General features: G+C 68.9%; 19 protein-coding genes. 15 read left to right on the top strand and 4 right to left on the bottom strand.

What is annotated here, in order from left to right:
- Positions 1-148: 148 nt before the first annotated feature.
- The 6 genes from OHT57_RS44585 to OHT57_RS44560 all read left to right on the top strand — a co-directional run bounded on the left by OHT57_RS44585 (position 149) and on the right by OHT57_RS44560 (position 5,341).
- Positions 149-475 carry a TraR/DksA family transcriptional regulator gene (locus OHT57_RS44585; protein WP_328752688.1) on the top strand — a complete coding sequence of 109 codons (327 nt, stop codon included), beginning with the start codon at positions 149-151 and terminating at the stop codon, positions 473-475.
- A gap of 46 nt (positions 476-521) precedes the next feature.
- Positions 522-896 carry a TraR/DksA family transcriptional regulator gene (locus tag OHT57_RS44580; RefSeq protein WP_328752687.1) on the top strand — a complete coding sequence of 125 codons (375 nt, stop codon included), beginning with the start codon at positions 522-524 and terminating at the stop codon, positions 894-896.
- Between the two features lie 23 nt (positions 897-919).
- On the top strand, positions 920-1,702 hold the full coding sequence (locus tag OHT57_RS44575) for a rod shape-determining protein (protein ID WP_328752686.1): 783 nt from the start codon (positions 920-922) through the stop codon (positions 1,700-1,702).
- Positions 1,703-1,776: 74 nt separating this feature from the next.
- Positions 1,777-2,400 carry an Rv1733c family protein gene (locus OHT57_RS44570; RefSeq protein ID WP_328752685.1) on the top strand — a complete coding sequence of 208 codons (624 nt, stop codon included), beginning with the start codon at positions 1,777-1,779 and terminating at the stop codon, positions 2,398-2,400.
- Positions 2,401-2,609: 209 nt separating this feature from the next.
- A complete protein-coding gene (locus tag OHT57_RS44565; RefSeq protein ID WP_328752684.1) occupies positions 2,610-3,818 on the top strand; it encodes a phospholipase D-like domain-containing protein in 1,209 nt (402 codons plus the stop codon).
- Positions 3,819-4,489: 671 nt separating this feature from the next.
- Entirely contained in the window at positions 4,490-5,341 is an 852-nt protein-coding gene (locus tag OHT57_RS44560; protein ID WP_328752683.1) for a YihY/virulence factor BrkB family protein, read from the top strand.
- 177 nt (positions 5,342-5,518) lie between these two features.
- Here the strand turns inward: OHT57_RS44560 and OHT57_RS44555 are convergent, their stop codons facing one another.
- Entirely contained in the window at positions 5,519-6,361 is an 843-nt protein-coding gene (locus OHT57_RS44555; protein WP_328752682.1) for an RNA polymerase sigma factor SigF, read from the bottom strand.
- 449 nt (positions 6,362-6,810) lie between these two features.
- Positions 6,811-8,520 (bottom strand): glycosyltransferase, encoded by a 1,710-nt coding sequence (locus OHT57_RS44550; RefSeq protein WP_328752681.1) that lies wholly within the window; start codon positions 8,518-8,520, stop codon positions 6,811-6,813.
- Positions 8,521-8,862: 342 nt separating this feature from the next.
- Between OHT57_RS44550 and OHT57_RS44545 the strand changes: the two genes are divergently transcribed.
- From OHT57_RS44545 to OHT57_RS44535, 3 genes are read left to right on the top strand one after another with little or no spacing between them, the layout of a single operon-like run.
- Positions 8,863-9,369: a SigE family RNA polymerase sigma factor gene (locus tag OHT57_RS44545; protein ID WP_328752680.1), complete on the top strand. Its 507-nt coding sequence runs from the start codon at positions 8,863-8,865 to the stop codon at positions 9,367-9,369.
- Positions 9,370-9,379: 10 nt separating this feature from the next.
- Complete coding sequence (locus tag OHT57_RS44540) at positions 9,380-9,757, top strand: hypothetical protein (RefSeq protein ID WP_328752679.1); 378 nt, start codon at positions 9,380-9,382, stop codon at positions 9,755-9,757.
- A gap of 41 nt (positions 9,758-9,798) precedes the next feature.
- Positions 9,799-11,499, top strand: coding sequence for a dolichyl-phosphate-mannose--protein mannosyltransferase (locus OHT57_RS44535; RefSeq protein ID WP_443053653.1), 1,701 nt, complete (start codon positions 9,799-9,801; stop codon positions 11,497-11,499).
- Positions 11,500-11,797: 298 nt separating this feature from the next.
- Here the strand turns inward: OHT57_RS44535 and OHT57_RS44530 are convergent, their stop codons facing one another.
- Positions 11,798-12,652 (bottom strand): class I SAM-dependent methyltransferase, encoded by an 855-nt coding sequence (locus OHT57_RS44530; protein WP_328752678.1) that lies wholly within the window; start codon positions 12,650-12,652, stop codon positions 11,798-11,800.
- Positions 12,653-12,962: 310 nt separating this feature from the next.
- Between OHT57_RS44530 and OHT57_RS44525 the strand changes: the two genes are divergently transcribed.
- Positions 12,963-13,463 (top strand): hypothetical protein, encoded by a 501-nt coding sequence (locus tag OHT57_RS44525; protein ID WP_328752677.1) that lies wholly within the window; start codon positions 12,963-12,965, stop codon positions 13,461-13,463.
- Between the two features lie 192 nt (positions 13,464-13,655).
- Here the strand turns inward: OHT57_RS44525 and OHT57_RS44520 are convergent, their stop codons facing one another.
- Positions 13,656-14,573, bottom strand: a complete 918-nt coding sequence (locus OHT57_RS44520; RefSeq protein ID WP_328752676.1) for a GNAT family N-acetyltransferase — start codon at positions 14,571-14,573, stop codon at positions 13,656-13,658.
- A gap of 684 nt (positions 14,574-15,257) precedes the next feature.
- Here OHT57_RS44520 and OHT57_RS44515 point away from each other — a divergent pair.
- From OHT57_RS44515 to OHT57_RS44495, 5 genes are all read left to right on the top strand, one after another.
- Positions 15,258-15,878 carry an SRPBCC family protein gene (locus tag OHT57_RS44515; RefSeq protein WP_328753505.1) on the top strand — a complete coding sequence of 207 codons (621 nt, stop codon included), beginning with the start codon at positions 15,258-15,260 and terminating at the stop codon, positions 15,876-15,878.
- Positions 15,879-15,914: 36 nt separating this feature from the next.
- Positions 15,915-18,227 carry an FdhF/YdeP family oxidoreductase gene (locus OHT57_RS44510; protein ID WP_328752675.1) on the top strand — a complete coding sequence of 771 codons (2,313 nt, stop codon included), beginning with the start codon at positions 15,915-15,917 and terminating at the stop codon, positions 18,225-18,227.
- A 402-nt stretch (positions 18,228-18,629) separates the two neighbouring features.
- Positions 18,630-19,703, top strand: a complete 1,074-nt coding sequence (locus tag OHT57_RS44505) for a hypothetical protein (protein ID WP_328752674.1) — start codon at positions 18,630-18,632, stop codon at positions 19,701-19,703.
- A 2-nt stretch (positions 19,704-19,705) separates the two neighbouring features.
- Entirely contained in the window at positions 19,706-20,815 is a 1,110-nt protein-coding gene (locus tag OHT57_RS44500) for a hypothetical protein (protein ID WP_328752673.1), read from the top strand.
- Positions 20,816-21,084: 269 nt separating this feature from the next.
- On the top strand, positions 21,085-21,453 hold the full coding sequence (locus tag OHT57_RS44495; protein ID WP_328752672.1) for a signal peptidase I: 369 nt from the start codon (positions 21,085-21,087) through the stop codon (positions 21,451-21,453).
- The last annotated feature ends 73 nt before the right edge of the window (positions 21,454-21,526 follow it).

The following is a 21,526-nucleotide window of genomic DNA, read 5'->3' as shown; positions in this document are numbered from 1 at the left end:
CGCGAGAGATGGGTATCGCACCCGATGGGTTTCACACGGCATCGCAGCCACTGTGGAGGCATGCACCGACCGGCGCGTCTCCCCCGGCTCCCGCCTTCGACGACTGCCTCCACCACGCCCACCGTTCTCGTGGAAAGAAGGAACCGCCATGTCACTCGACACGCCCCGGACCGAGACCCGTCCTGAGCGGCTGACGGCGCACGAGGCACTTCAGCGCCTCGAACACGAACGTGCCGCCCGTCTCACCCAGTTGCACGCCATCGTCGAGGCCGCGCCCGACGCGGAGGAACAGGTGATGTGCACGCAGAAGGACACCGTCCGGCGAGTCCTCGCCGAGGTCGAGGCCGCCTTCGCCCGCGTTCAGGACGGCAGTTACGGCGTCTGCCGGACCTGCTCCAGGCCGATCCCGGTCGAGCGCCTGGAGATCCTGCCCTACACGCCGTTCTGTGTGCCCTGCCAGCGCAACGCCGCCTGACAGGCATCCGTCCGCCGTCCCTGATCCGCCCTGCCCAGGGGGTGACTTGGTGCAACACCAGACTATCGACGACCTCAACACCGCTCTGTCGATCGAGGACTTCGCCGTACTGCGCGAGAGCCTGCACGAGCAACGGCTGTTCCGCCAGGAGCAGTTGCAGCAGCTCTCGACCGCCGCCACGACCTGCGCCGACGCGATTCTCGACCGGCAGACCGCCTCGCAGGTCGAAGTCCGCGTCCAGCTCGCCGCCTCCGCACGTATGGTCCTGACCGACGTCGAAGCCGCCCTCCAACGGATGGACCGGGGCCGCTTCGGCAGCTGCCACCTGTGCCGCGGTCCCATCGCCCGCGAGCGGCTGATGATCGTGCCGCAGGCCCGCTACTGTGCCCGCTGCCAGCAGGTCAGGGAGGCCGACCGGTGATCACCGCCTCCGGTCCCGGTCCTATGACCGCCCGACATCGCTTGTGGCCCTCGTGCCGACGGTGCACCGGCATCGCCCTCGATCTGGGCAGCGCCCGCACCCGAGCCTGGACATCCGGACGGCGGATGATCCTCGACGTGCCCTCGGTGACCTTCCCGGGCGTCGGCGGCACGTGTCCCATCCAGCGCGGGGCGATCGTCGACACCCCCGGAACAGCCCGGATGCTCGACCGGCTGCTCGGTCACCGCCTGCCCCGTTTCGGACGCCCGCTGCTCGTCCTGACCACGCCCGTACTGGGCGGCATCGTCTACCGGACCGAAGCACGCACAGCCGTCGAGGTCCTTCGCCCGCGCGCCGTGCTGACCGTCCCCACCCCCCGTGCCGTGGCCCTGGCCGCGGACGCCGACCTGACCCGTCCACTCCTCGTCGTGGACCTCGGCGCCCACCTGACCGAGGTCACGCTCCTCACCGACGGCGCGGTGACCGACGCCCGCTGCACCGCCCTGGGCACCAATGATCTGGACAACCTCACTTCACCTGCACGGATCACCGACGCCGTCGTCGCCATGGTTACCGGCATGCTGGACCAGGACCGCACCTCCCAGACGCTCGACGCCCTCCAGCGGGGTGCTCTCCTGGCCGGCGGGGGCGCGCTGCGCCCGGACATCACCTACGGCCTCGCCGGCCGACTCCGCACTGCCGTCCGGCCCGTCGCCGCCCCGCACACCGCCGCGGTCCGCGGCGCCGCGAAGCTCCTGCACGCCGCACACAACCACCCCTCGACCACCGCGCACCTCCACCACTGATCCGCCGCCCCTCCCCCGTCCCGCCCCCGCGAGCGCTCAGCGGGGCTGCCCTGCTCTGCGGAAGGAGAGACATCGTGACCCGCCCGACACCCTCGGATCCCCCTCCCGAAGAACCGCCGCACCACCTGTTGTTGTGGCGATGGCGGCGCAATCCTCTGCGCCGTCGCACCGACCTCGCACAGGCATGGATCGCCGTCGGTTTCCTCCTGGCCGTGTCGGCCGCCCTTCCCACCACCGCGTTCCTGGTCGGCGACACCGCCCATCGCCACTACACGGCAGCCGCCCGGGAGCAGACCACCAGGTGGCATCACATCCCCGCGGTCCTGGTCCATGACGCCCCCCGCCATCCAGAGCCGGGATCGCACGAGTCGAAGAAGGCCCTTTATCCGGTGACCGTCCGCTTCACCGACCCCGACGGGCACACCCGCACCGACGAGACCGACGTCGAACCCGCTCTGCCCGCCGGGAGCACCGTCCGGGTATGGGTGAACGCCGAGGGGATGATCACCGACCCACCCCTGACCACCGAGCAGATCCGCAACCGTGTCGTGGGCTGGGTAGTCCTCACCGCACTGGTTGTCCCCCTCCTCGGCGCCGCCGCACACGGCTACGCCCACCGCAGGCTGGAACGGCACACCCTCGCCCGGTGGGACGCGGCTTGGGCCGCTACGGCCCCCCGCTGGACCACCTCCCGCTGACCGGCCGGCTGACCCACCGTCACGGCTCGGTGACGTACGACTGCCCGCAAAGGGCGCCAGGTTCCGGCATGTGGTCACCAGCCGGAACCGGCGCCGAACGCGCATCACGACGGCTGGAGTGCCGCGGCTCCGACCGGGAATGCGGTTGTTCGGGCTCACTCTGCAGCCCTGAGGTTCTCTGTTCTTCATGGCCCAGTGGGAGACTCGACGTGACACTCGGCGGTAGACCCGCACCCCCGGCTCGCGACACCGTGCCCGACGCGGAGGCGCGCAAGCAGCGCCTACGACGTCGCCTGGAGCGGCTCATCGGCGTGGCCGCCACCGAAGACAACGCTCTGGTACCGCTGCGCAACGGCGATGAGATCTTCCCCGCGATGCTCGGGGCGATCCGCTCGGCCCGGCACACCATCGACATGATGACGTTCGTGTACTGGCGGGGCCAGGTGGCCCACGACATCGCCGTCACGCTGGCCGATCGCGCCCGCGCGGGAGTGCGGGTACGCCTGCTGCTGGACGGCTTCGGCGCCAAGGAGATCGAGCGGCAGTTGCTGGACCTCATGAGCAGTGCGGGCGTTCAGGTGGCCTGGTTCCGCAGACCCGCGTGGCTGTCACCCTTCAAGCAGAACCATCGCTGCCACCGCAAGGCTCTCATCGTCGACGAGCACACCGCCTTCACCGGTGGCGTCGGCATCGCCGAGGAATGGTGCGGTGATGCGCGCAACCCGGCCGAATGGCGCGACACCCACGTCCAGGTCCGCGGTCCGGCCGTCGACGGAATCGCGGCCGCGTTCGCGCAGAACTGGGCGGAGTGCCACGACGAACTCTTCGACGACCGCGACCGCTTCACGGAGCACCCGCAGGCCGGATCATCGGTGGTCCAGGTCGTCCGGGGCTCCGCGAGCATCGGCTGGCAGGACATGCAGACCCTCATCCGGGTCATGCTCAGCTCCGCCGAGGAACGCTTCCGGCTGGCCACCGCCTACTTCGCTCCGGACACCTATTTCATCGACCTGCTGTGCGAGACCGCTCGTCGTGGCGTATGCGTCGAGATCCTGCTGCCCGGCCCGCACACGGACCAGCGTGCCTGTCAGCTCGCCGGTCAACACCACTACACGCGCCTGTTGCAGGCGGGAGTGCACATCCGTCAGTACCAGCCGACAATGATGCACACCAAGATCATCACCGTTGACTCGGTCGCCTCTCTGATCGGCTCCACCAATTTCAACCGTCGGTCCATGGACCACGACGAAGAAGTGATGCTCGCCGTCCTCGACGAGGAGTTCACCGCCGCACTCGACCGGGACTACGAAGCGGATCTGAAGAGCAGTGTGGACATCGATCTCACCCGATGGAGACGGCGGACGGCACTGCAACGCGCCAAGGAAGTCACCGTCACCCCGATCCGACGCTTCCTGTGACAGAACCACTTGGCCCCCGCCCGGATGATCTCGTCGCCGCGAGGCCTGGGCGGTGGACCAGGCAGTCAGCGGGTGCGATGTTCACCGCCGTCGCAGCGTTCGCCGTCACCCGCGACGTCGTGTTCGGATTCTTCGGACACAGGCTGCCCGAGCACGCGTCAACGTCTACGTCCACGGTCCTCACGGGACGTGCAGTGTCGGCTGTCGCCTACGCTCTTGCCTCGTCCTGGCTCAGGCGATTGCCCCAGTAGAGCTCCCGTCACCGCGGCCACGGCAGGGGTACGTCTGTCGAGGCCCAGGTCCAGCGCACCGTTCTTCGACCATGGCCGCCCTTCTGCACGGCCAAGCCGATGGCCGTTTTCCGACTGCGCTGGACCTGGGCCTCGGAGGAGGAGCAGCGTGAGAGGCAGAACCTGGACGTCCGTCCGCCCTGCAATTCGACCACCATTCACCAAAAAAGCTCTGTTTGCGCAGGGATCCTCGGGGAACCAGCCGACTATCGCGTGCCTCCAGGAAATTGCTGCGCCTTCTTAACCGAGCACCACGAAATGGTCGGGCCCGAAGCGCGTTTGAGAAGTCCCCATGTAGAGGGCGCCGCCCAGGGATCCGGTGACGCGGTGAACCGGCACAAGATGTCGTGCCCGAGGACGGAGAGTGAGAACATCCGCGCCATGGATGACGCAGGCAGTCGTACGGCGCGTTGGTGGGCGGCACTACGGCGGACGCCGGTGACCGTCTGGGACGACGACGTCACGGACTGGGCCGCCGCGCTGACGTATTACGCGGTTCTGGCCCTGTTCCCGTTGCTGCTGGTGCTGCTCTCGATCCTGGGGCTGACCATGCCCACCGCCAAGCCGGACGTCATCGACCGCATGGTGCAGGCCGCTCCGACCGCGTCCCACGCTCTGCTGCGCAGCACCCTGCAGCAGATGGCGGAACAGTCGTCGGCGGCATGGACGTTGATCTTCGTCGGCGGTACGGGAGCCCTGTGGTCGGGGTGCAGCTATCTGAGCGTCTTCCGCCGGGCGCTGTACGCCATGCAGCGGAAAAACGCCGCCCGGCCGGTCTGGCGTACCGCTCCGCGCATCATCGCCACGGCCCTGGTCCTGATCGCCCTGCTCCTCACATCGACCCTCGCATTGCTTCTCACCGGTGACCTGGCCCGGCATCTGGGCAGGGCGCTGGATCTGGGCACCGGACCCCGCTCGGCATGGGACACACTGCGCTGGCCCGTCATAGCGGTGGTCGCCGTCGCCCTGGTGCTCGTTCTGTACCGTTCGGGCCCGACAGCCTCGCGCCCTGTCCGGCGGATGGCTCCCGGGGGCACCTTGGCGGTGCTGCTCCTGCTGGCCGTCTCGCTCGGATTCGCCGTCTACACGTCACACGTCAGCACCTACAACCGTCTGTACGGTTCGCTGGCAGGTGCCGTGATCTTCCTGATCTGGTTGTGGCTGTCCAACCTGGCACTTCTCGTCGGCGCTCAGTTCAACGCGGAGTTGGCGAAGTCCGCTCACAGGGAATGAGCCAAAAGCCCTCACCGCACGCCGTACCTCTAACAGGTACGGCGTGCGGTGAGGGCTGTCCGGCAGCGGTGCCCTGCCGGAAGGCGGCTACAGCGGTCGACGCCTTCTCATGCTCTGCGGGCCGTAGCGGCTGCAGGAGACTTACGGGAGCAGCGTCGACTGCCGGACCACCACCCGTCAGTGGGTACTGAGCATGCCTTCGCGCAGCCGGGCCAGGAGGCGCGTGATCAAGCGCGACACGTGCATCTGGGAGACGCCGAGACGCTCGCCGATCTGGGCCTGGGTGAGTTCGTCGACAAAGCGCCAGTGGATGATCTGCCGGTCACGTTCGTCCAGTTCGGCGATCATCGGTGCGAGGGTGTGGAAGTCCTCGACCAGTCCGAGGGCGGCGTCCTCGTTGCCGATGAAGTCCGCCAGTGCGGCCTCGCCGTCCTCACTGCCGCTGATGGCCGCGTCCAGGGAGGCCGACTTGTAGCCGTTGGAAGCCAGCTGGGCCTCGACGACCTCCTGCTCCGGAAGGCTCATCAGCTCGGAGAGTTCCCGGATCGTCGGCGTACGACCCAGCCGGGTGTGCAGTTCCTCATTGGCGCGCGCCAGTTGGACGCGGGCTTCCTGCAGTCGCCGCGGCACGTGCACGGCCCAGGAGGTGTCGCGGAAGAACCGCTTGATCTCGCCGACGATGTAGGGGACGGCGAAGGACGTGAACTCCACCTCGCGCGTCAGCTCGAACCGGTCGATCGCCTTGATCAGGCCGATCATGCCGACCTGGACGATGTCCTCCATCTCCTCCGGGCCACGGCTGCGGAACCGGCCGGCCGCGTATCGGACGAGGGACATGTTCATCTCGATCAGCGTGTTGCGCGCGTACTGGTACTCGGGCGTGCCCTCGTCCAAGACCGTGAGCTGATCGAAGAACAGCCTCGACAACTCTCGTGCGTCCTTGGGCGCGACCTTGGACGGTTCCGCGATCTCGGGAACCTCCAAAATCGGCTGAGCGGCTTGCACGGTGGCCGTCGTCATGATGAGCCCCTCCCGGCTGATCGGTCTCGTCCTTGCCGGACCAGCATCCGGCAAGCACGCGTATACCCCGGTCACCGAACGACATTCCTCGAACTTTCGAAATATTCTGCGAGACCCCGGCCCGGCCCGGCAGCCGCCTTCACGGGAGCGGGGATCTCACCAGGAAGAACGGAGTCATCCAGCAGGACCGGGCCCGCGGTACGGACCATCCGGTGCATGCTGCCGAGCGCCGAGGCCCGCCAGCCGGGTATCACGGTTCGTCTGCTCACCGAGCCGGCGGTCAGCACACCGGGTCGCGGCCTCCCTTCCCCGGCGATAGGCGCTGCCGCATCGGGCCGTCCGCCCATCGCCTCCCCGCAGCAAGAGGCGACCGTCGCTCCACGAGCATCTGGCGCGGCGCGCGGAGGGCCCGACAGGGGCCGGGAAGCCTGGCGTCCTCTCCTCTTTCCTCAGCCGCCGCTCCAGGGATCCGCCCTGCGCGCCAGCTTCCTCGCCCGGCGGCGTACGTCCGGGGGGAGTTGGTCGAGGACGGTACGGGCCGTTCGGCGCAGGTGCGGGGCCGATGTGGTGCGCAGGAGGATGCGGTGCGCGAGCGTGGCCCGGCCCGGAGGGCGCACGGCGAGGCGGAGTTGGCCGGCCGGGCCGCCACCCCAGCCCGAGATCACCAGGTGGGGCGAACTGCCGACCCTGACCGAGCCGAAGCCCGGACCGAGACCCGCCCCAATGCCCGGGCCCGCACGGCGCGTTGCGTCGTCGCCGCGGGTCACCCGCGCCCTGCGGCCCACCCCGAGGAGTTGGGCACTCGCCCACACCATGTGGGTGCCGGGCGCCATCGGCCGACCGCCTGCCAGGGTGAGCGGGTCGATGACGGTCTCGCCGGTGAGTACGACACGGTGGCGGCCGCCGCCGAGCGGTTGTGTGCGCGGGATCAGGTCGGCATCCGGGTACCACCACAGGTCCTGGGCCGTGTCGTGGACGAGGAGTTCACCGTGGGCGTGCCCAAGGGGGTGCGGCGCCTCCCAGCCCTCGGCGCCACGGATGCCGGCCAGCAGGTCGGGGTCGAGGAGCATACGGCCGTAGCGTTCGACGAGGGTGAGGGGTTCACCGTCGGCGCGGCGCATGCCGACCGTGGTGGTGACATGGAGTTTTCCGTCACGCCAGCGGATGTCGTCGACGGTGACCTCGGGCCTGATGCCCTGGACGCGGCGGGCCAGTTCGACGAGGGAGTCCAGATGGCCCTCCTCCAGCAGGTGTCCCCGCAGCCTGGTGAGGGCGGGGAGGCCGTCGCGGACACCGGGCGGGTAGGCCTCCAGGGCCATGCCGCGTACAACGTCGAAATGGCGCTCGAGATTCTTGCCGGTGCGCTTGAGGACGCGGGGTTCGCCCACCGGGCGCAGGAGTTCGACACGGTAGGAGCGGCGGAGCAAGTGGTCCTGCAGGGGGCCGGATCGGGTCTCCTGCTTTATGGCGTCGACAACCGTGCGCAGGTGGCCGTAGTAGTCCTCCGGGGTGGTGCCGCGGCTGCTGGTGTTGCCGCCGTCGTCCCGGCGCTTCCATACGTAACAGGGGTGGTCTGCAAGGATCGAGACCGTCTTGGCGCGCAGATAGGCGCGGACCATGAAGAGTTGGTCCTCCAGCCGCACCGGGCCCTCGGGGAACCTGAGGTCGTGGGCGAGCAGGAAGTCGCGGCGGAACATCTTGTGCGGAGTGAGGCTCTCGATGAGAGGCGCGTCCTCGACCGTGCAGCGCTCGACGGTGCGCTTGAAGACGTTGCTCGGGCCCTGCATGGTGCCGATGACCTTGCCCAGCACGATGTCGGAACGGTTGCGGACGGCCAGTCGATGCAGATGTTCGAGGGCCGCCGGTGTCAACTCGTCGTCCTGGTCGACGAATTGGACGTACTCGCCGCGAGCCTCCCGGACGCCGACGTTGCGGGGTTTGCCGGGCCAGCCGGAGTTCTCCTGGTGGACCACGCGCACGTGCGCGTGTTTGCCTGCCAGCGCGTCGAGCCTCTGCCCGGAGTCGTCGGTCGACCCGTCGTCGACGTAGATGATTTCGTACGCGCCCTTCCCCAGGGTCTGGTGTAAGAGTGACGGCGCGCACAGGTCGATGTAAGGGCCCGCGTTGTAGACGGGTACCACGATGCTGACCTTGAGCATGAACGTGAACACTCCCCCCGTGGGAGGCAATGTGCCTCCTGTTGTTCATTGGACGTTCAGGCCCTGGCAAAGGTTGTCCTATGCGAAACAATTCGGACGAATGCCTTCAGGGTCGCCTCTCCACCGCACCGTCAGGCGCCGCATGAACGAAGCCTCCCTCGCGACATGTGATCCACGCCACACAGTGGGGGTGCATAGCAAGGTGGGGTCCAGCGTCTTAGAGAAGGTGTAGGGGGTCCGCGGTCGCCCGGCGGCGCACGGGGCGATGAATGTGTCCGCCGCCTGCGCCACGACGACGGGGTAGAGGCCGGCGAGTCCGGCAGGGGGCAAGGGGCGACGCTGATGGGGCAGTTGCGGGCCGATGAGTTCGACCGCTTCGTCGCGGATCGATGGTCGGTGTTGCTTCACCTGGCGCGCCTGCTGACCGGCGGAGACCGGCACCGGGCCGAGGATCTGCTGCAAGAGGCGCTCGTCAAGCTGTGGTTCGTCTGGCCGAAGGTGGCCGAGCAGGCACCCGAGGCGTATGTGCGCAAGGTGCTGGCCCGTGCCGCGGCACGCTCGGCACGGCGTCGCTGGTGGGGCGAGCGTCCCGTGGATCAGCTGCCCGATCCGCCCGAGGTGGCGGACGAGACCGCCGCCGTGGACGAACGGACCCGGCTGGAAGCCATGTTGGCGTTGCTGCCGGCGCGACAGCGAACCGCCGTCGTACTGCGCTACTACCAGGATCTGCCCGAGCAGCAGGTCGCCGAGGTGCTGGGGTGCCCCGTGGGCACCGCCCGCTCTCTCACGGCACGCGGTGTCGCGCGATTGCGCCGACTCCTGCCCGATGCGGTCGAACCAGTGGAGTGAAGAGGAAGCCATGGATCACTTCGAGCAGGACCTGGCGCGGATGATGCGTGACAGCCGTCAGGACACGCCGTACGAAGACCGGCACCGACACCGCCTGCGAGCCGGCGTGCGCGCCCGGCAGCGGTCCCGGACGGCATGGATGGCCACCGGTTCCGCGCTGCTGATCGCCGGTCTCGGGGTCGGGCTGATGGCCCTGTCGAGCTCCTTCGCTCACGGGGGCACTGCGCCCGGGCCCCGCCCCGGCATTTCGGCCGAGCCCATCCCGGGGCCGTCGGTGGTCCGCCCCGCGTCGACCGCCCAGGAGGGTTCGGCATCCGTCGTCACTGCCACCACTCGGCCGCTGCCGATGCCGTACCGCCTCACGACAAGCGGGAAGCCCACCACGTGATCCATGAGAACGCGCCCGTGTCCGCCTCCGTGACACAGAACGTGGCGGATCGCCGGCCGGTCTCCCGGCAGCACTCCTGGCAGCACTCCTGGCAGCGGCGGCTACGGGATTTCGGGTACGTCGGACACGTCAAGAACGCGCACGGGTCCGTACGCGACCGCCTCGTCCCACCGTTTCCCGCACCACGGCCGCAGTTGTGGCACATGCTCGGGCTGTCCCCGGCGGCGGCGCGCTGGTCGGGGTGGGGCGGGCCGCTGCTGGTGGCATTGCTTGCCGGGCTGCTGCGCTTCTGGCGTCTGGGCAGCCCACGGAGGGTGGTGTTCGACGAGACGTACTACGCCAAGGACGGCTGGTCCTTGCTGCGGCTCGGTTACGAGGGCACCTGGCCGGAACGCAAGATCGCCGACCCGCAGATCATGGCCGACCCCCAGGTGATCCCCCTCTCCGACACCGGCTCCTTCGTCGCACACCCGCCCACGGGCAAGTGGGTGATAGCCGCCGGTGAGTGGATGTTCGGGCTGACGCCCTTCGGCTGGCGCTTCATGACAGCGGTACTCGGCACCCTGTCGGTGCTGATGCTGTGCCGGGCAGGGCGCCGTCTGTTCCGCTCGACCCTGCTGGGCTGCCTCGCCGGGGCGCTGATGGCGATGGACGGCCTGCACTACGTCATGAGCCGCACCGCTCTGCTCGACCTCGTCGTCATGTTCTTCGTCCTGGCGGCGTTCGCGAGCCTGCTCATCGACCGCGACCACGCGCGCGCCCGGCTCGCGGCAGCCCTGCCGGCCGACGAGGACGGCCGGGTACGCCCCGACGCGCACACCGGTGACCACGCAGGGACGGGAGTACGGCCCTGGCGAGCCGCGGCCGGCCTGTTCCTGGGTCTGGCGGCGTCGACCAAGTGGAACGGTCTGTACTTCCTCGTCTCCTTCGTGATCCTCACCCTGCTGTGGGATGTCGGCGCGCGCCGCGTGGCGGGAGCGCGCCACCCCTACCGCGCCGTGCTGCGCAGGGATCTGGGCCGGTCGGTGCTGACCATCGTCCCGGTCGCCGTCGTGACGTACCTGGCGACCTGGACCGGCTGGTTCCTGTCCGACGACGGCTACGGACGCCACTGGGCGGACGGTCGCGGCGGGGCCTGGTCGTGGATTCCGGCGCCGTTGCGCAGTCTGTGGCACTACGAGTCGGGGGTGTACCGGTTCAACATCGGGCTGCACATTCCGCACAAGTACGAGTCGAATCCATGGAGTTGGCCGGTCATGGGCCGACCCGTGCTGTTCCACTACGAGTCACCCCGCCCCGGCACCGACGGCTGCCACACCACGACCAACTGTGCGCAGACGGTCCTCGCCCTGGGCACGCCGCTGCTGTGGTGGGCGGCCTGCTGCGCGCTCGGCTATCTGCTCTACCGGTGGGCGCTGCGCCGCGACTGGCGCGCCGGTGCCATCCTGTGCGCGGTGGGCGCCGGCTATCTGCCGTGGTTCCTGTACCAGGACCGCACGATCTTCTCCTTCTACGCGATCGTCTTCCTGCCGTACCTGTGCCTGGCCGTCGCCATGATGTCGGCAGCCCTGCTGGGACCGCCGGGCGCGGCCCACGGGCGCCGGGTACGTGGCGCGGTGGCCGCGGGTGTGCTCGTCCTGCTCATCGCCTGGAACTTCATCTATTTCTTCCCGATCTACTCCGGGCAGACGATCCCGTACGCCGACTGGCACGCCAGGATGTGGCTCGACACCTGGATCTGAGCCGTGCCGGTCGGCCGACGCCCCATGCAGTCCTGTGCTCGCGATGAGCGGCTTCAGCGCGCCATCGCCTCAGGCCGACCGGATCCCTAACCGGTTCCGAGCGCGGCAGCCATTGCGGGCACGCCCGCGGGGCTTCGACAAACAGCTCCGCGAGCGGCACAACGTGGCCCGACTCTGGTTCGGCCGCTCGAAGCAACGCCGCGGCATCTCCTCCCGGCACGGCAAGACCACCGAGACCTGTCAGGCAGTGTCACCCTCGCATCGCACCTGATGTGGGTGTGATGGCTGCTCCCAATTCCTAGCGGCGCACCGCCGAGATCAGCCCGCCCGGGCCCTCGTCCAGTTGCGGCGGGGTGCTGATCGGGCGGCCGTAGGCAGCGGCACGGTCGCGCAGGGTGAAAGCCTCCGCGTCCCAGCCGAGGCCGGAGAGCCAACCCACCGGGTCCTCGGGCATCTCCGAGACCCACATGGAGGCCGCCGAGCCCGGTGCGGCATCGTCGGCGAAGCGTGCGAGCACCCCGCGGGAACCCAAGGTCAGGCCCATCCTGCTGCCCGTGGCGGACAGATCGCCGACCCGGTCGAGCAGGAGTTCCACCGCGTCCTCCGGCAGGTAGATCAGCAGCCCCTCGGCGATCCACACCGTCGGCAGCGCCTGGTCGTGCCCAGCGGCAGCCAGTGCGCTCGGCCAGTCCTCGCGGAGGTCCACGGCGACGGTGATCCGCTCGCAGCCGGGTACAGCGCCCTCCTGGCGCAGCACCGATGCCTTGAAGTCCAGCGGCTCGGCGGTGTCGACCTCGAACAGCCTGGTGGCCGCGGGCCAGCCCAGCCGGAAGGCCCTGCTGTCCATTCCGGCGCCGAGCAGAACGACCTGCCGGATGCCGGCCTCGGTGGCCCGGTCCAGCAGGTCGTCCAGGAACCTCGTCCTGATGATGATCGAGGAGGCCACCCCGAGCCAGCGCTGCCGCTCGGCCTCGTTGGCGCGCTCGGGCCGTGACGAACCCGGGCCCACTCCCCCGGCGGTGGCGAATGCGACCGCCAGTGGATCCCGGAACAGCGGGTCTTCCCGTGCCGTCTCCAGGGCCCTCACCCGCGCAACACCCACAGCTGTAGCCCATACACCGGACGGCTTCAACGGGCCCCGCTCCTCAGTCATACGAGCAGCCTAACTTGCGTGGTGCATCCGACTTCGCCGGGTGTCAGCCCATGGCTGGTGGTCCCGGGACGACACGTCGACTGCGGTCGGGCGCGGCCCTGGGCGCGGCGATGTTCCTGCGGACACTCCTGAGTCTCGGCCCGCCCGCCGTCCTTCGCCCAACCGCTCTACAAGCGGCGCAACGTGGTTCGACGCTGCTTCAGCTTCATCCGCTTGTCCACTCGTAGATGATCAATTCCCGGGACAGCGGCGTTGAGGAGACCGCTAGCATCAGGAGCTCGGGTGAGGGGCCGTAGGGAGAACGGGTCTTATGGGCGGCTTCGCGGGTCCGAGACGTCGGGGCGTGCTCGCGCTGGGCGCGGCGACGGTACTCGGGGCGTGTACGTCGACGGCGCAGGGCACCGATGGAAACAAGGTCCGTACGGACTCCGAACCGCTGGAGCGGCGGTTCGCCGCGCTGGGCCCGCTCTCCAACGCCCATTGGCTCGGCGTCGTTCTGGGCACCGATTCAAGGGGGTCCGTTCCAGGGCCCACCGATGTTCGCGTGGTGGGCCTCGCCCAGCTGAGAGCGGGTGGCGCCGCCATCATCGCAGGGACACCGCAGCATGGTTTCCTGCCCGCAACGCCGAACCAACTACCGGACGTACTTACGCAGTTCATGCCCAAGGGCGCCCGGTGGGTACGGAGCGAGTCCTTCGACCGCGCTGTAACAGGCGGGAGGTATTCCGGCGCCTTCTACGTCGACCCCGACACCGACTGGGCCTGCTTCGACACGACCAATCCGAGTGCTGTGCCCAGCTCCGGCCCGTAGCTACTGCGCCAGCCACTCGCGGTCCTTCCGAGGCCTGAGGTTGCACCTGATGCGCACCATGCAGGGCCTGCCGGTCATGCACCCTGCAGGCCCTGCCACCGCTTTCGCTCACAGCCGCGACCTGGCACACCGGCCACACCGGCCATGCGTGCACTGACCGCCGATGACCACCAAACCCTTGGGATTGATCATCTAGACCGTCCGCAAGGTCTTCCGGAAGACCGTGGAGCTGCGACGCACGGTCATGCCCACGCTCAGATACAGCGCGAGTGCCCCGGTGTCGGAGTGCGTGCCGAGGGTGCACGTGGGCCGGCCCTGCCGGTGGAAGGCATGGAACGTGTGTCGCAGCAGCAGGCGGGCGATGCCCTTGTTGCGGTGGTCACTGCGTACGGCGACCTGCTCGATGTACCCCTCCCCGGTCTCGGGCAGGTCCAACGCGAGGACCGCACCGACCAGTTGACCGTCGGCGAACGCCAGGGCGGACATCGCAGGGGCGAAGGTAGGACGGTCGACGGTGTGCTGAGCCCACTCCTCGTAGGACTTGCGGCGCTGCTGCCATTCGTCGAAGGCATCCTCGATGAGCTGGTACGCGTCGTGCTCGTCGCCGGAGCGGAAGGGCCGGACCGTGATGCCCGCGGGCGGCTCGGGCATCGTCGGCTCATCGGGCATGGTGAACTCCAGCAGCCATTCGCTCACCATCGGCTCGTAGCCGCGGGAGCGCAGCAGGGCGACGGCGCCCGCGTCGTCGGCAGGCACGGTCTGGACGATCTGTTCGCTCCCTGCCCGACGGGCCCGGCTTTCGGCCCAGGCCAACAGCACGGCGCCCAGACTCCGCCCGCGGTGGCGGGGATGGACGTCCACCTCGCAGCGCCGGTTCACCCAAGCACGAGCGGCCAGGTGCCCCGCCTGGTCGTGGATCAACAGGGTGTCCAACTCCGGGACCAACCCCGGTCGGGCGAAAACGGCGGCGACGCCCCCGGAGTCGGTCTGCACCCGGCCGTACAACTCGCGCTCGCACGCCGAGACGAGGTGATGGACAGAGTTGATGTCGTCGGCTGTCGCGGAGCGTGCCCAGTAGCCGCGAGAAAGTTCCGGCACGAACTCTGGCATCGACGGGCACTCCCAGGGCATCGAAATTGCCATGCCCTGCGATGGCACGGGCACCAGGACGCCAGTCTTCCCCTGGCTCTGGGGCGGATCAAGGGATTGACCGAGCCGGGCCGCAACCACCGCCGAACCGGCATTCACCGCGCCAAGAGGCCATGACCTCCGGATCCCGTCCGTCCGACTCGGCGTGGGCCACCCGCCGCTGGGCAGCGAAGGACACGGGCGAGCTCTGCCTCACCCCGGCCTACGGTCTCCTGGCAACCCAACCCGATCGGGGCCCACTCCGACCGGTCGGCTGGGATCCCCTCACCGACTTCGACGACCCCCGCCACCCGCGTAGACCCGGGCCCTGCACAGCGTCCATCTGCGTCGGCGTAGCGGCAACGCCCGCCTCCGGGTCCCCTGAGAATGCGGCCGCCACAGCACGGGTGCGGGTGCGCTCGTGTGAGGGCTGACGATGATCAGCAACAGCTCCACCGGACGGAGCCCAGCCCTGATGCGTTCGGTCAGAGTCTCTCGCAGGCGAGCCCTTGTGCCTGCCCGACCCCCGAAACCGGGCCCGGACAGGACGCTGGAGCATTCGGGCGACTCGAAGACCGCGATATGGGAACCGGTAGAGAAGCCCTGACGCACGAGAGGGAGCCGGGTACGTGGATGCCCTCCTCCCTCACCGGAAAAGAGGCCACGATGGCGCGCGAACACGACTCCCGGCAGGCCGTCCCGAACACGCCGGGGATGCGCCCCGACAGCGCAGGTGTCACGCGTCGCAGGCCGCTGCGGGAGCAGCACGTCGAGGAGACGGTCGACATCGCGGTGCCGGTGCGGACCGCGTACAACCAGTGGACGCAGTTCAAGACCTTCCCCCGCTTCTCGACCGCGGTACTCGGCGTCGAACAGCTCCGGCCCACCGTGACGGCCTGGACCATCGGCTACGGACCGCTGCGCCACCGTTTCGCGGTGGAGATCGTGGAGCAGGACCCCGACGCCTACCTGGCCTGGCGTGGCCTGGAGCAGCATCCCTCCCACCAGGGCGAGGTGGAGTTCAGGCCGACGGAGTCCGGCGGCACGTCGGTCACCGTCCGACTGCTGCTCGAACCGCGCGGAGTGGCGAAAGTGCTCACCGGATCATCGAAGGCTGCGCAGGCGACCGCCCGGCTCGTGCGCCGCGAACTCCAGAACTTCAAGCAGTTCATCGAGGCTACGGGGCAGGAAGGCGGGGCCTGGCGAGGCACCATCCGGAACGGGCGAGTGCAGCACGACCACCCGGAACCGCCCAGGAGCCGCGTGGCGCAGTGGCCCGTCGGCTGAACCGCGGACCGGACACGGCAAGAGAAAGGCGAAGCGATGCAGAACCCGCCCGGTGAGGAGCCGGAGACCACCCTCTCCGTGACTCCGCCGAAGAAGTGGGCAGCCGGAGTCCCCGCGGTCGTGCACGCGTTGGAGTACTCCCTGGAGCAGACCTCCGCGCGCAGGACCGGGGTGGATCTGCTCACCATGAACCAGGTGGGCGGGATCGACTGTCCCGGCTGCGCCTGGGCCGATCCGGCCCCTGGGCGCCGTCATCGCAACGAGTACTGCGAGAACGGCGCCAAACACATCAACGACGAAGCCACGACACGCCGGATCACCACCGACTTCTTCCGCGAGCACAGCGTCTCCGAGCTCGCCGGGCGCTCCGACATGTGGCTCAACCAGCAGGGACGGCTCACCGAACCGCTGATCAAGCGTCCGAACTCCGACCACTACGAACCCATCGGCTGGAACGAAGCCATGGGCGTGCTCGCCGAGGAACTGACCTCGCTCCACTCCCCCGACGAGGCCGTCTTCTACACCTCCGGCCGGGCCAGCAACGAAGCCGCCTTCGTCCTGCAGCTCTTCGCCCGCGCCTTCGGCACCAACAACCTGCCCGACTGCAGCAACATGTGCCACGAGTCCAGCGGATTCGCCCTCAGCGAGACGCTGGGCACCGGCAAGGGCACCGTCAGCCTCGACGACCTGCACCACGCCGACCTGATCTTCCTGGTCGGCCAGAACCCCGGAACCAACCATCCTCGCCAGCTCTCCGCCCTGGAGGAGGCCAAAGGCAACGGCGCCCGCATCGTGGCGGTCAACCCGCTGCCCGAGGCCGGGCTCAGGCGCTTCAAGAACCCCCAGAAGCCGAGCGGCGTCATCGGACGAGGCACCCAGATCGCCGACCGCTTCCTGCACATCAAGCCCGGTGGCGACCTCGCCCTCTTCCAGGCCCTCAACCTGCTGCTGCTCGAAGCCGAGGACGCCCGTCCCGGCACCGTCCTGGACCACGACTTCATCGACGCCCACACCGCCGGCTTCGAGGAGTTCGCCCAACACGCCCGCACGGTCGACTGGGACGACGTCCTCACCGCGACAGGACTGACCCGCGCAGAGATCGAGAAGGTCCGCGACGACGTCCTGCGCAGCGAACGGGTCGTCGTCTGCTGGGCGATGGGCATCACCCAGCACAAACACGGTGTGCCCACCATCCGGGAGATCGTCAACTTCCTGCTGCTGCGCGGCAACCTCGGGCGCGCAGGTACCGGCGTCTGCCCGGTCCGCGGTCACAGCAACGTCCAGGGCGACCGCACGATGGGCATCTGGGAACAGATGCCGGACTCCTTCCTCGACGCGCTCCAGCAGGAGTTCGGCTTCGATCCACCGCGCCCGCACGGACTCGACTCGGTGAACTCGATCAGGGCGATGCGCGAAGGCCGCGTCAAGGTGTTCCTCGCCCTGGCAGGCAACTTCGTACGCGCGGCTCCCGACAGCGCGGTCACCGAAGAGGCGATGCGCTCGTGCCGGCTGACCGCCCACATCTCCACCAAGCTGAACCGGTCCCACACCGTCTGCGGTGATACGGCGCTGATCCTGCCGACCCTCGGCCGCACCGAGCGTGACATCCAGGCCGACGGCGAACAGTTCGTCACGGTGGAGAACTCCATGAGCGAGGTGCACACCTCCACGGGGCGCCTCGAACCGGCATCCCACCAGTTGCTCAGCGAAGTCGCCATTCTGTGCCGACTCGCCCGCCGTACCCTCGACGGCAAGGCGGACATCCCCTGGGGCCAGTTCGAAGGGGACTACGGCACGATCCGTGACCGCATCTCCCGTATCGTGCCGGGGTTCCACGACTTCAACGCGCGGGTGTCGCGCCCGGGCGGCTTCCAACTGCCCAACCCCGTCAACGAGGGCGTGTTCAACACCTCGGCGGGCAAAGCGCTGTTCACCCGCAACGAGCCTGTGGTCCCGAAAGCGCCCGAGGGCCATCTGCTGTTGCAGACCCTGCGCTCGCACGATCAGTGGAACACCATCCCCTATACGCTCAACGACCGCTACCGCGGCATCCACGGAAGCCGCCACGTCGTCCTCGTCCACCCTTCCGACATCTCCGCGCTCGGCCTCAGCCAGGGCGACCGCGTCGACCTGGTGAGCGTCTGGGCGGACGGCATCGAACGCCGGGCCGAGAACTTCGAGGTCGTCCCCTATCCGACCGCGCCGGGCTCCGCAGCCGCCTACTACCCCGAGACCAACGTCCTGGTGCCGCTGGACAGCGTCGCCGACATCAGCAACCAGCCCACGTCGAAGGGCCTCGTCGTCCGCCTCGAGCCCACGCCCGACCAGGCGACAACAGCTCCCGCCTGACCCAAGCCGACGAAATCGGGCAGCCCGCGGCGACGGCGGGCTCCACCCGGCGGACCGTGCACGCTTCGACATGCTCCAAGCCGGGACAAGGACGAGCTCGGTCGGGCGCTCACCCAGTAGCGGCCCGCCGCCAGCATGCGGTCGGGCGGACATCTGCAAAACCGCCGGACGGCCGCCAGGTGACAACTCCCAGCCAGGCAGGCGAAGTTGTCCACAACGCGGCCGCGCGCATACGACGCCTCGCGTCGCGCCGCTACGTCCCCGATGACAGGTGAACCGAATGCGCTCGCGCCTACAGCGGCCCCACGTCCCTCGACAGTCGCCACGATAGGCCGAATGAGGTCTGTCCACGGCTCGGTGAAGGCCAATAGCCTGCGCGGCCTTCACGCTCTGGGAGGTCCCATGAACGGTCTCCGTGCGGTGATCGTCTGCCTGGTGATCGCGTGTGTCACGGCGGTGTCGTCGGCTGCGGCCGTGACACCGGGAGATGCCGCAGTGCCGCCGAGCTGGACGGTACTTCCGGTACCCGCCGCGGCCCCGCCGGTGACCGTGTCCGATCTCGCCGCCCGCGGGCCGGGGGAGGCGTGGGCGACCGGGTACGAGCAGGCCACCAATGGTCTGCGGCCGATCCTGTACCGGTGGGACGACACGGCGTGGAGCCGGGACACCACGTTCCCCGGCACTGGTGAGCCGGGCTGGCTCGGCAAGGTGCAGTTCGTCGGCAAGGAGGCGTGGATCTTCCACAACCGCGCGGGGAACGGTGAGATCCTGCGCCGGTCGGCGGGAGGGTGGAGCACCGTCCCGCTACCGCAGACCCTGTGGACCTACCAGGACTTCACCGCGGTTCAGGGTGGCGCGTGGGTGGTCGGTGAGGACGACACCGGGCTGAAGGTGCTGCACTACGACGGTTCCGGCTGGACCGCACAGGCCGCCCCGGACGATGTGCTGTTCCTGATGGGGATCACCGCGCGTACCGCCACCGACGCCTGGGCCTGGGCGGACACCAGCGACGGGACCGGCGTCCTGCGCTGGGACGGCACGGCGTGGCGGGACGCAAAGGTGCCGCTGCCACCGAACAGCAACGTGCACACGATCCTGCTCGAACCGTCGGGCCGGGTCACGATCGGCGGCAGCCGGTACGTCGACGGCGTGGCCCGCACCTACCTGATGACCTGGACCGGACATGGAGCCTGGCACACGACGTACCCACCGCTGGGCGACACCTATACCGAGTGCATGGTGCGCGGCCCGGACGGTGCACTGTGGCTGCCCGTGCGCAGCGACCGGGCGTTCCAGTCGAAGTACGCGCGGATCGCCGGCCCGCACACCACCTTCTCCTACGGCCCGGAGCGCACGAACGCGATCGACGTCAAACCGCGCGCTCTGGCGAGCACGGGACTGTCACTTCTGTCCTTCGGGACCGTCGAGATCTACGGCTCGAAACCGAACCTGATGAGCGAGCGGCTGGGAGGCTGACCATGGCACGAAGACTCCTCGTCGCGGCCCTCACCGTCGTCATGACCCTCGTGGCGATCATGAGCTCGGCCGCGGCGGAACCCATGTCCTGGCAACACGTCCCCGTGCCGGCGCAGGTACGCCCACAGGCCGGGCTGAACGAGGCCGTGGCCTTCGGGCCGGACCGGGCCTGGGCGGTGGGCACCGACGCCGTCGGCCGCGAGGCACCGGGCTTTCCACTGGTGCTGCGCTGGGACGGAACCGCTTGGCAGCGCCAGAGTCTGCCCGGGATCGGCTGGCAGGGAGAACTGCTGTCCATCGCCGCGACCTCACCGACCGCGGTCTGGGCGGCGGGCCGTGACGCGGCGGGTGGCGCCCGCCTGCTCCGCTTCGACGGAATCGCCTGGTACGAGAGCCTCCCGCCCCGCGGTGTCGTGCCGACGAAACTCGTCGCCGGCGGCGACGAGACCTGGCTGATCGGTTCGCGCGACGGCGCACAAATACTGCTGCGCTGGGACGGGAACGGCTGGCAGGACCTCCCCGTGCCACCGGGGTCCGTGTACGGACTGCACATCCTGGCGGCGGACGACGTCTGGGCGGCGGGTGCCACCGCCTCGGGGGCGACCGTGTCGCACTGGAACGGGCAGGCGTGGCAGCAGACGATCGTGGACGGGTTCCCCCGGTCGGCGGTGGGCAGTGTGCTGGCGGTCTCGCCGACGGAGGTGTGGGCGGGTGGCACGGCCGGGTTCGTCGGCGGTCCGCCGGGCCGGCCGATCCCGCCCCTGCTGGTCCGCTGGGACGGACAGAGCTGGAGCCGGGTGACAGTGCCCACCGATTTCGGCTCGATCACCTCACTGGCACCCACCCCGTCCGGCGAGTTGGCCTGGGTCTCGGTGGCCCGCTCGCAGAAGTGGGGCTCGCCGGGAAGCACTCCCCCGCTTGTCTCCGGCCCGGACTTCCTCGCATGGAACGGACAGTCCTTCACCGAGTACAGCGAACCGGCGGTGGCCGGAGAGGGTGACTCCTGGACGCCACGGCTGGCGCCGGTGCCGGGCACGGCGACTGTGTGGTCGGTCGGCCGCGCCGACGGTCCCGAAGGCACCTTCGCCCCGCGCATCCTGAGGTTCGGCTGAGCTGACGTATCGGAAAGGGCAGAGGGCCGGCCGGGGTACTGCCGGTTTCAGGAACGAGCCCCGACAGTGCCGTAGTGGCAGCTGGCCATGCCTGTTCCGTGTCGGGTACCTCTGCACCACCGGGTGGGACTGTTTTATGCCCAACGCCTGTCTATCCATCGCCGATTCAGTCGCGCAGTCACCGCGATTTAAGTGGAACAGTCCAGGCACGGATACGGATGAGGATTTATATACTTTGATTCCCTTCATGCCTGATATCGTTCCGCTCCATGGAAGGCAGCGTATATACAGGAAATGCAGGCGAGGACGCCCCACTGGATCGAGGGTGGATTCTCGGACACTTCAAGGATATCGGTGACCCTCGTCACACTCAGGCCGTGGAGGTCAAATGGGGTATCCATCCGCGCGGTGACGAGCGTTTGGAGTGGGTAAGGGGTGAAGAGCGCACCGCACTCCTGGTGCTCATCAGCGGCCGGTTTCGCGTGGAATTCACAGGACGCAGCATCGTTCTGGAAAAACAGGGAGATTACGTTGTCTGGGGGCACGGAGTCGACCACTCTTGGTTCGCGGAAGAAGAATCCGTGTTGTTGACGGTTCGATGGCCGTCTGTGCCCGGCTACGCAGTCGCACAGGAATAACCCGGATTTCCCCCCCCTTTCCACTCCTGACAGGGTCCGCTCGTGGCCATTTCCAGCGAAGGTGCTCCGGTCC

The organism is Streptomyces sp. NBC_00285, from assembly GCF_036174265.1.
Taxonomy (GTDB): Bacteria; Actinomycetota; Actinomycetes; order Streptomycetales; family Streptomycetaceae; genus Streptomyces.
The sequence above is the reverse complement of the archived record's forward strand: the minus strand, read 5'-3'. Positions and strand labels throughout refer to the sequence as shown.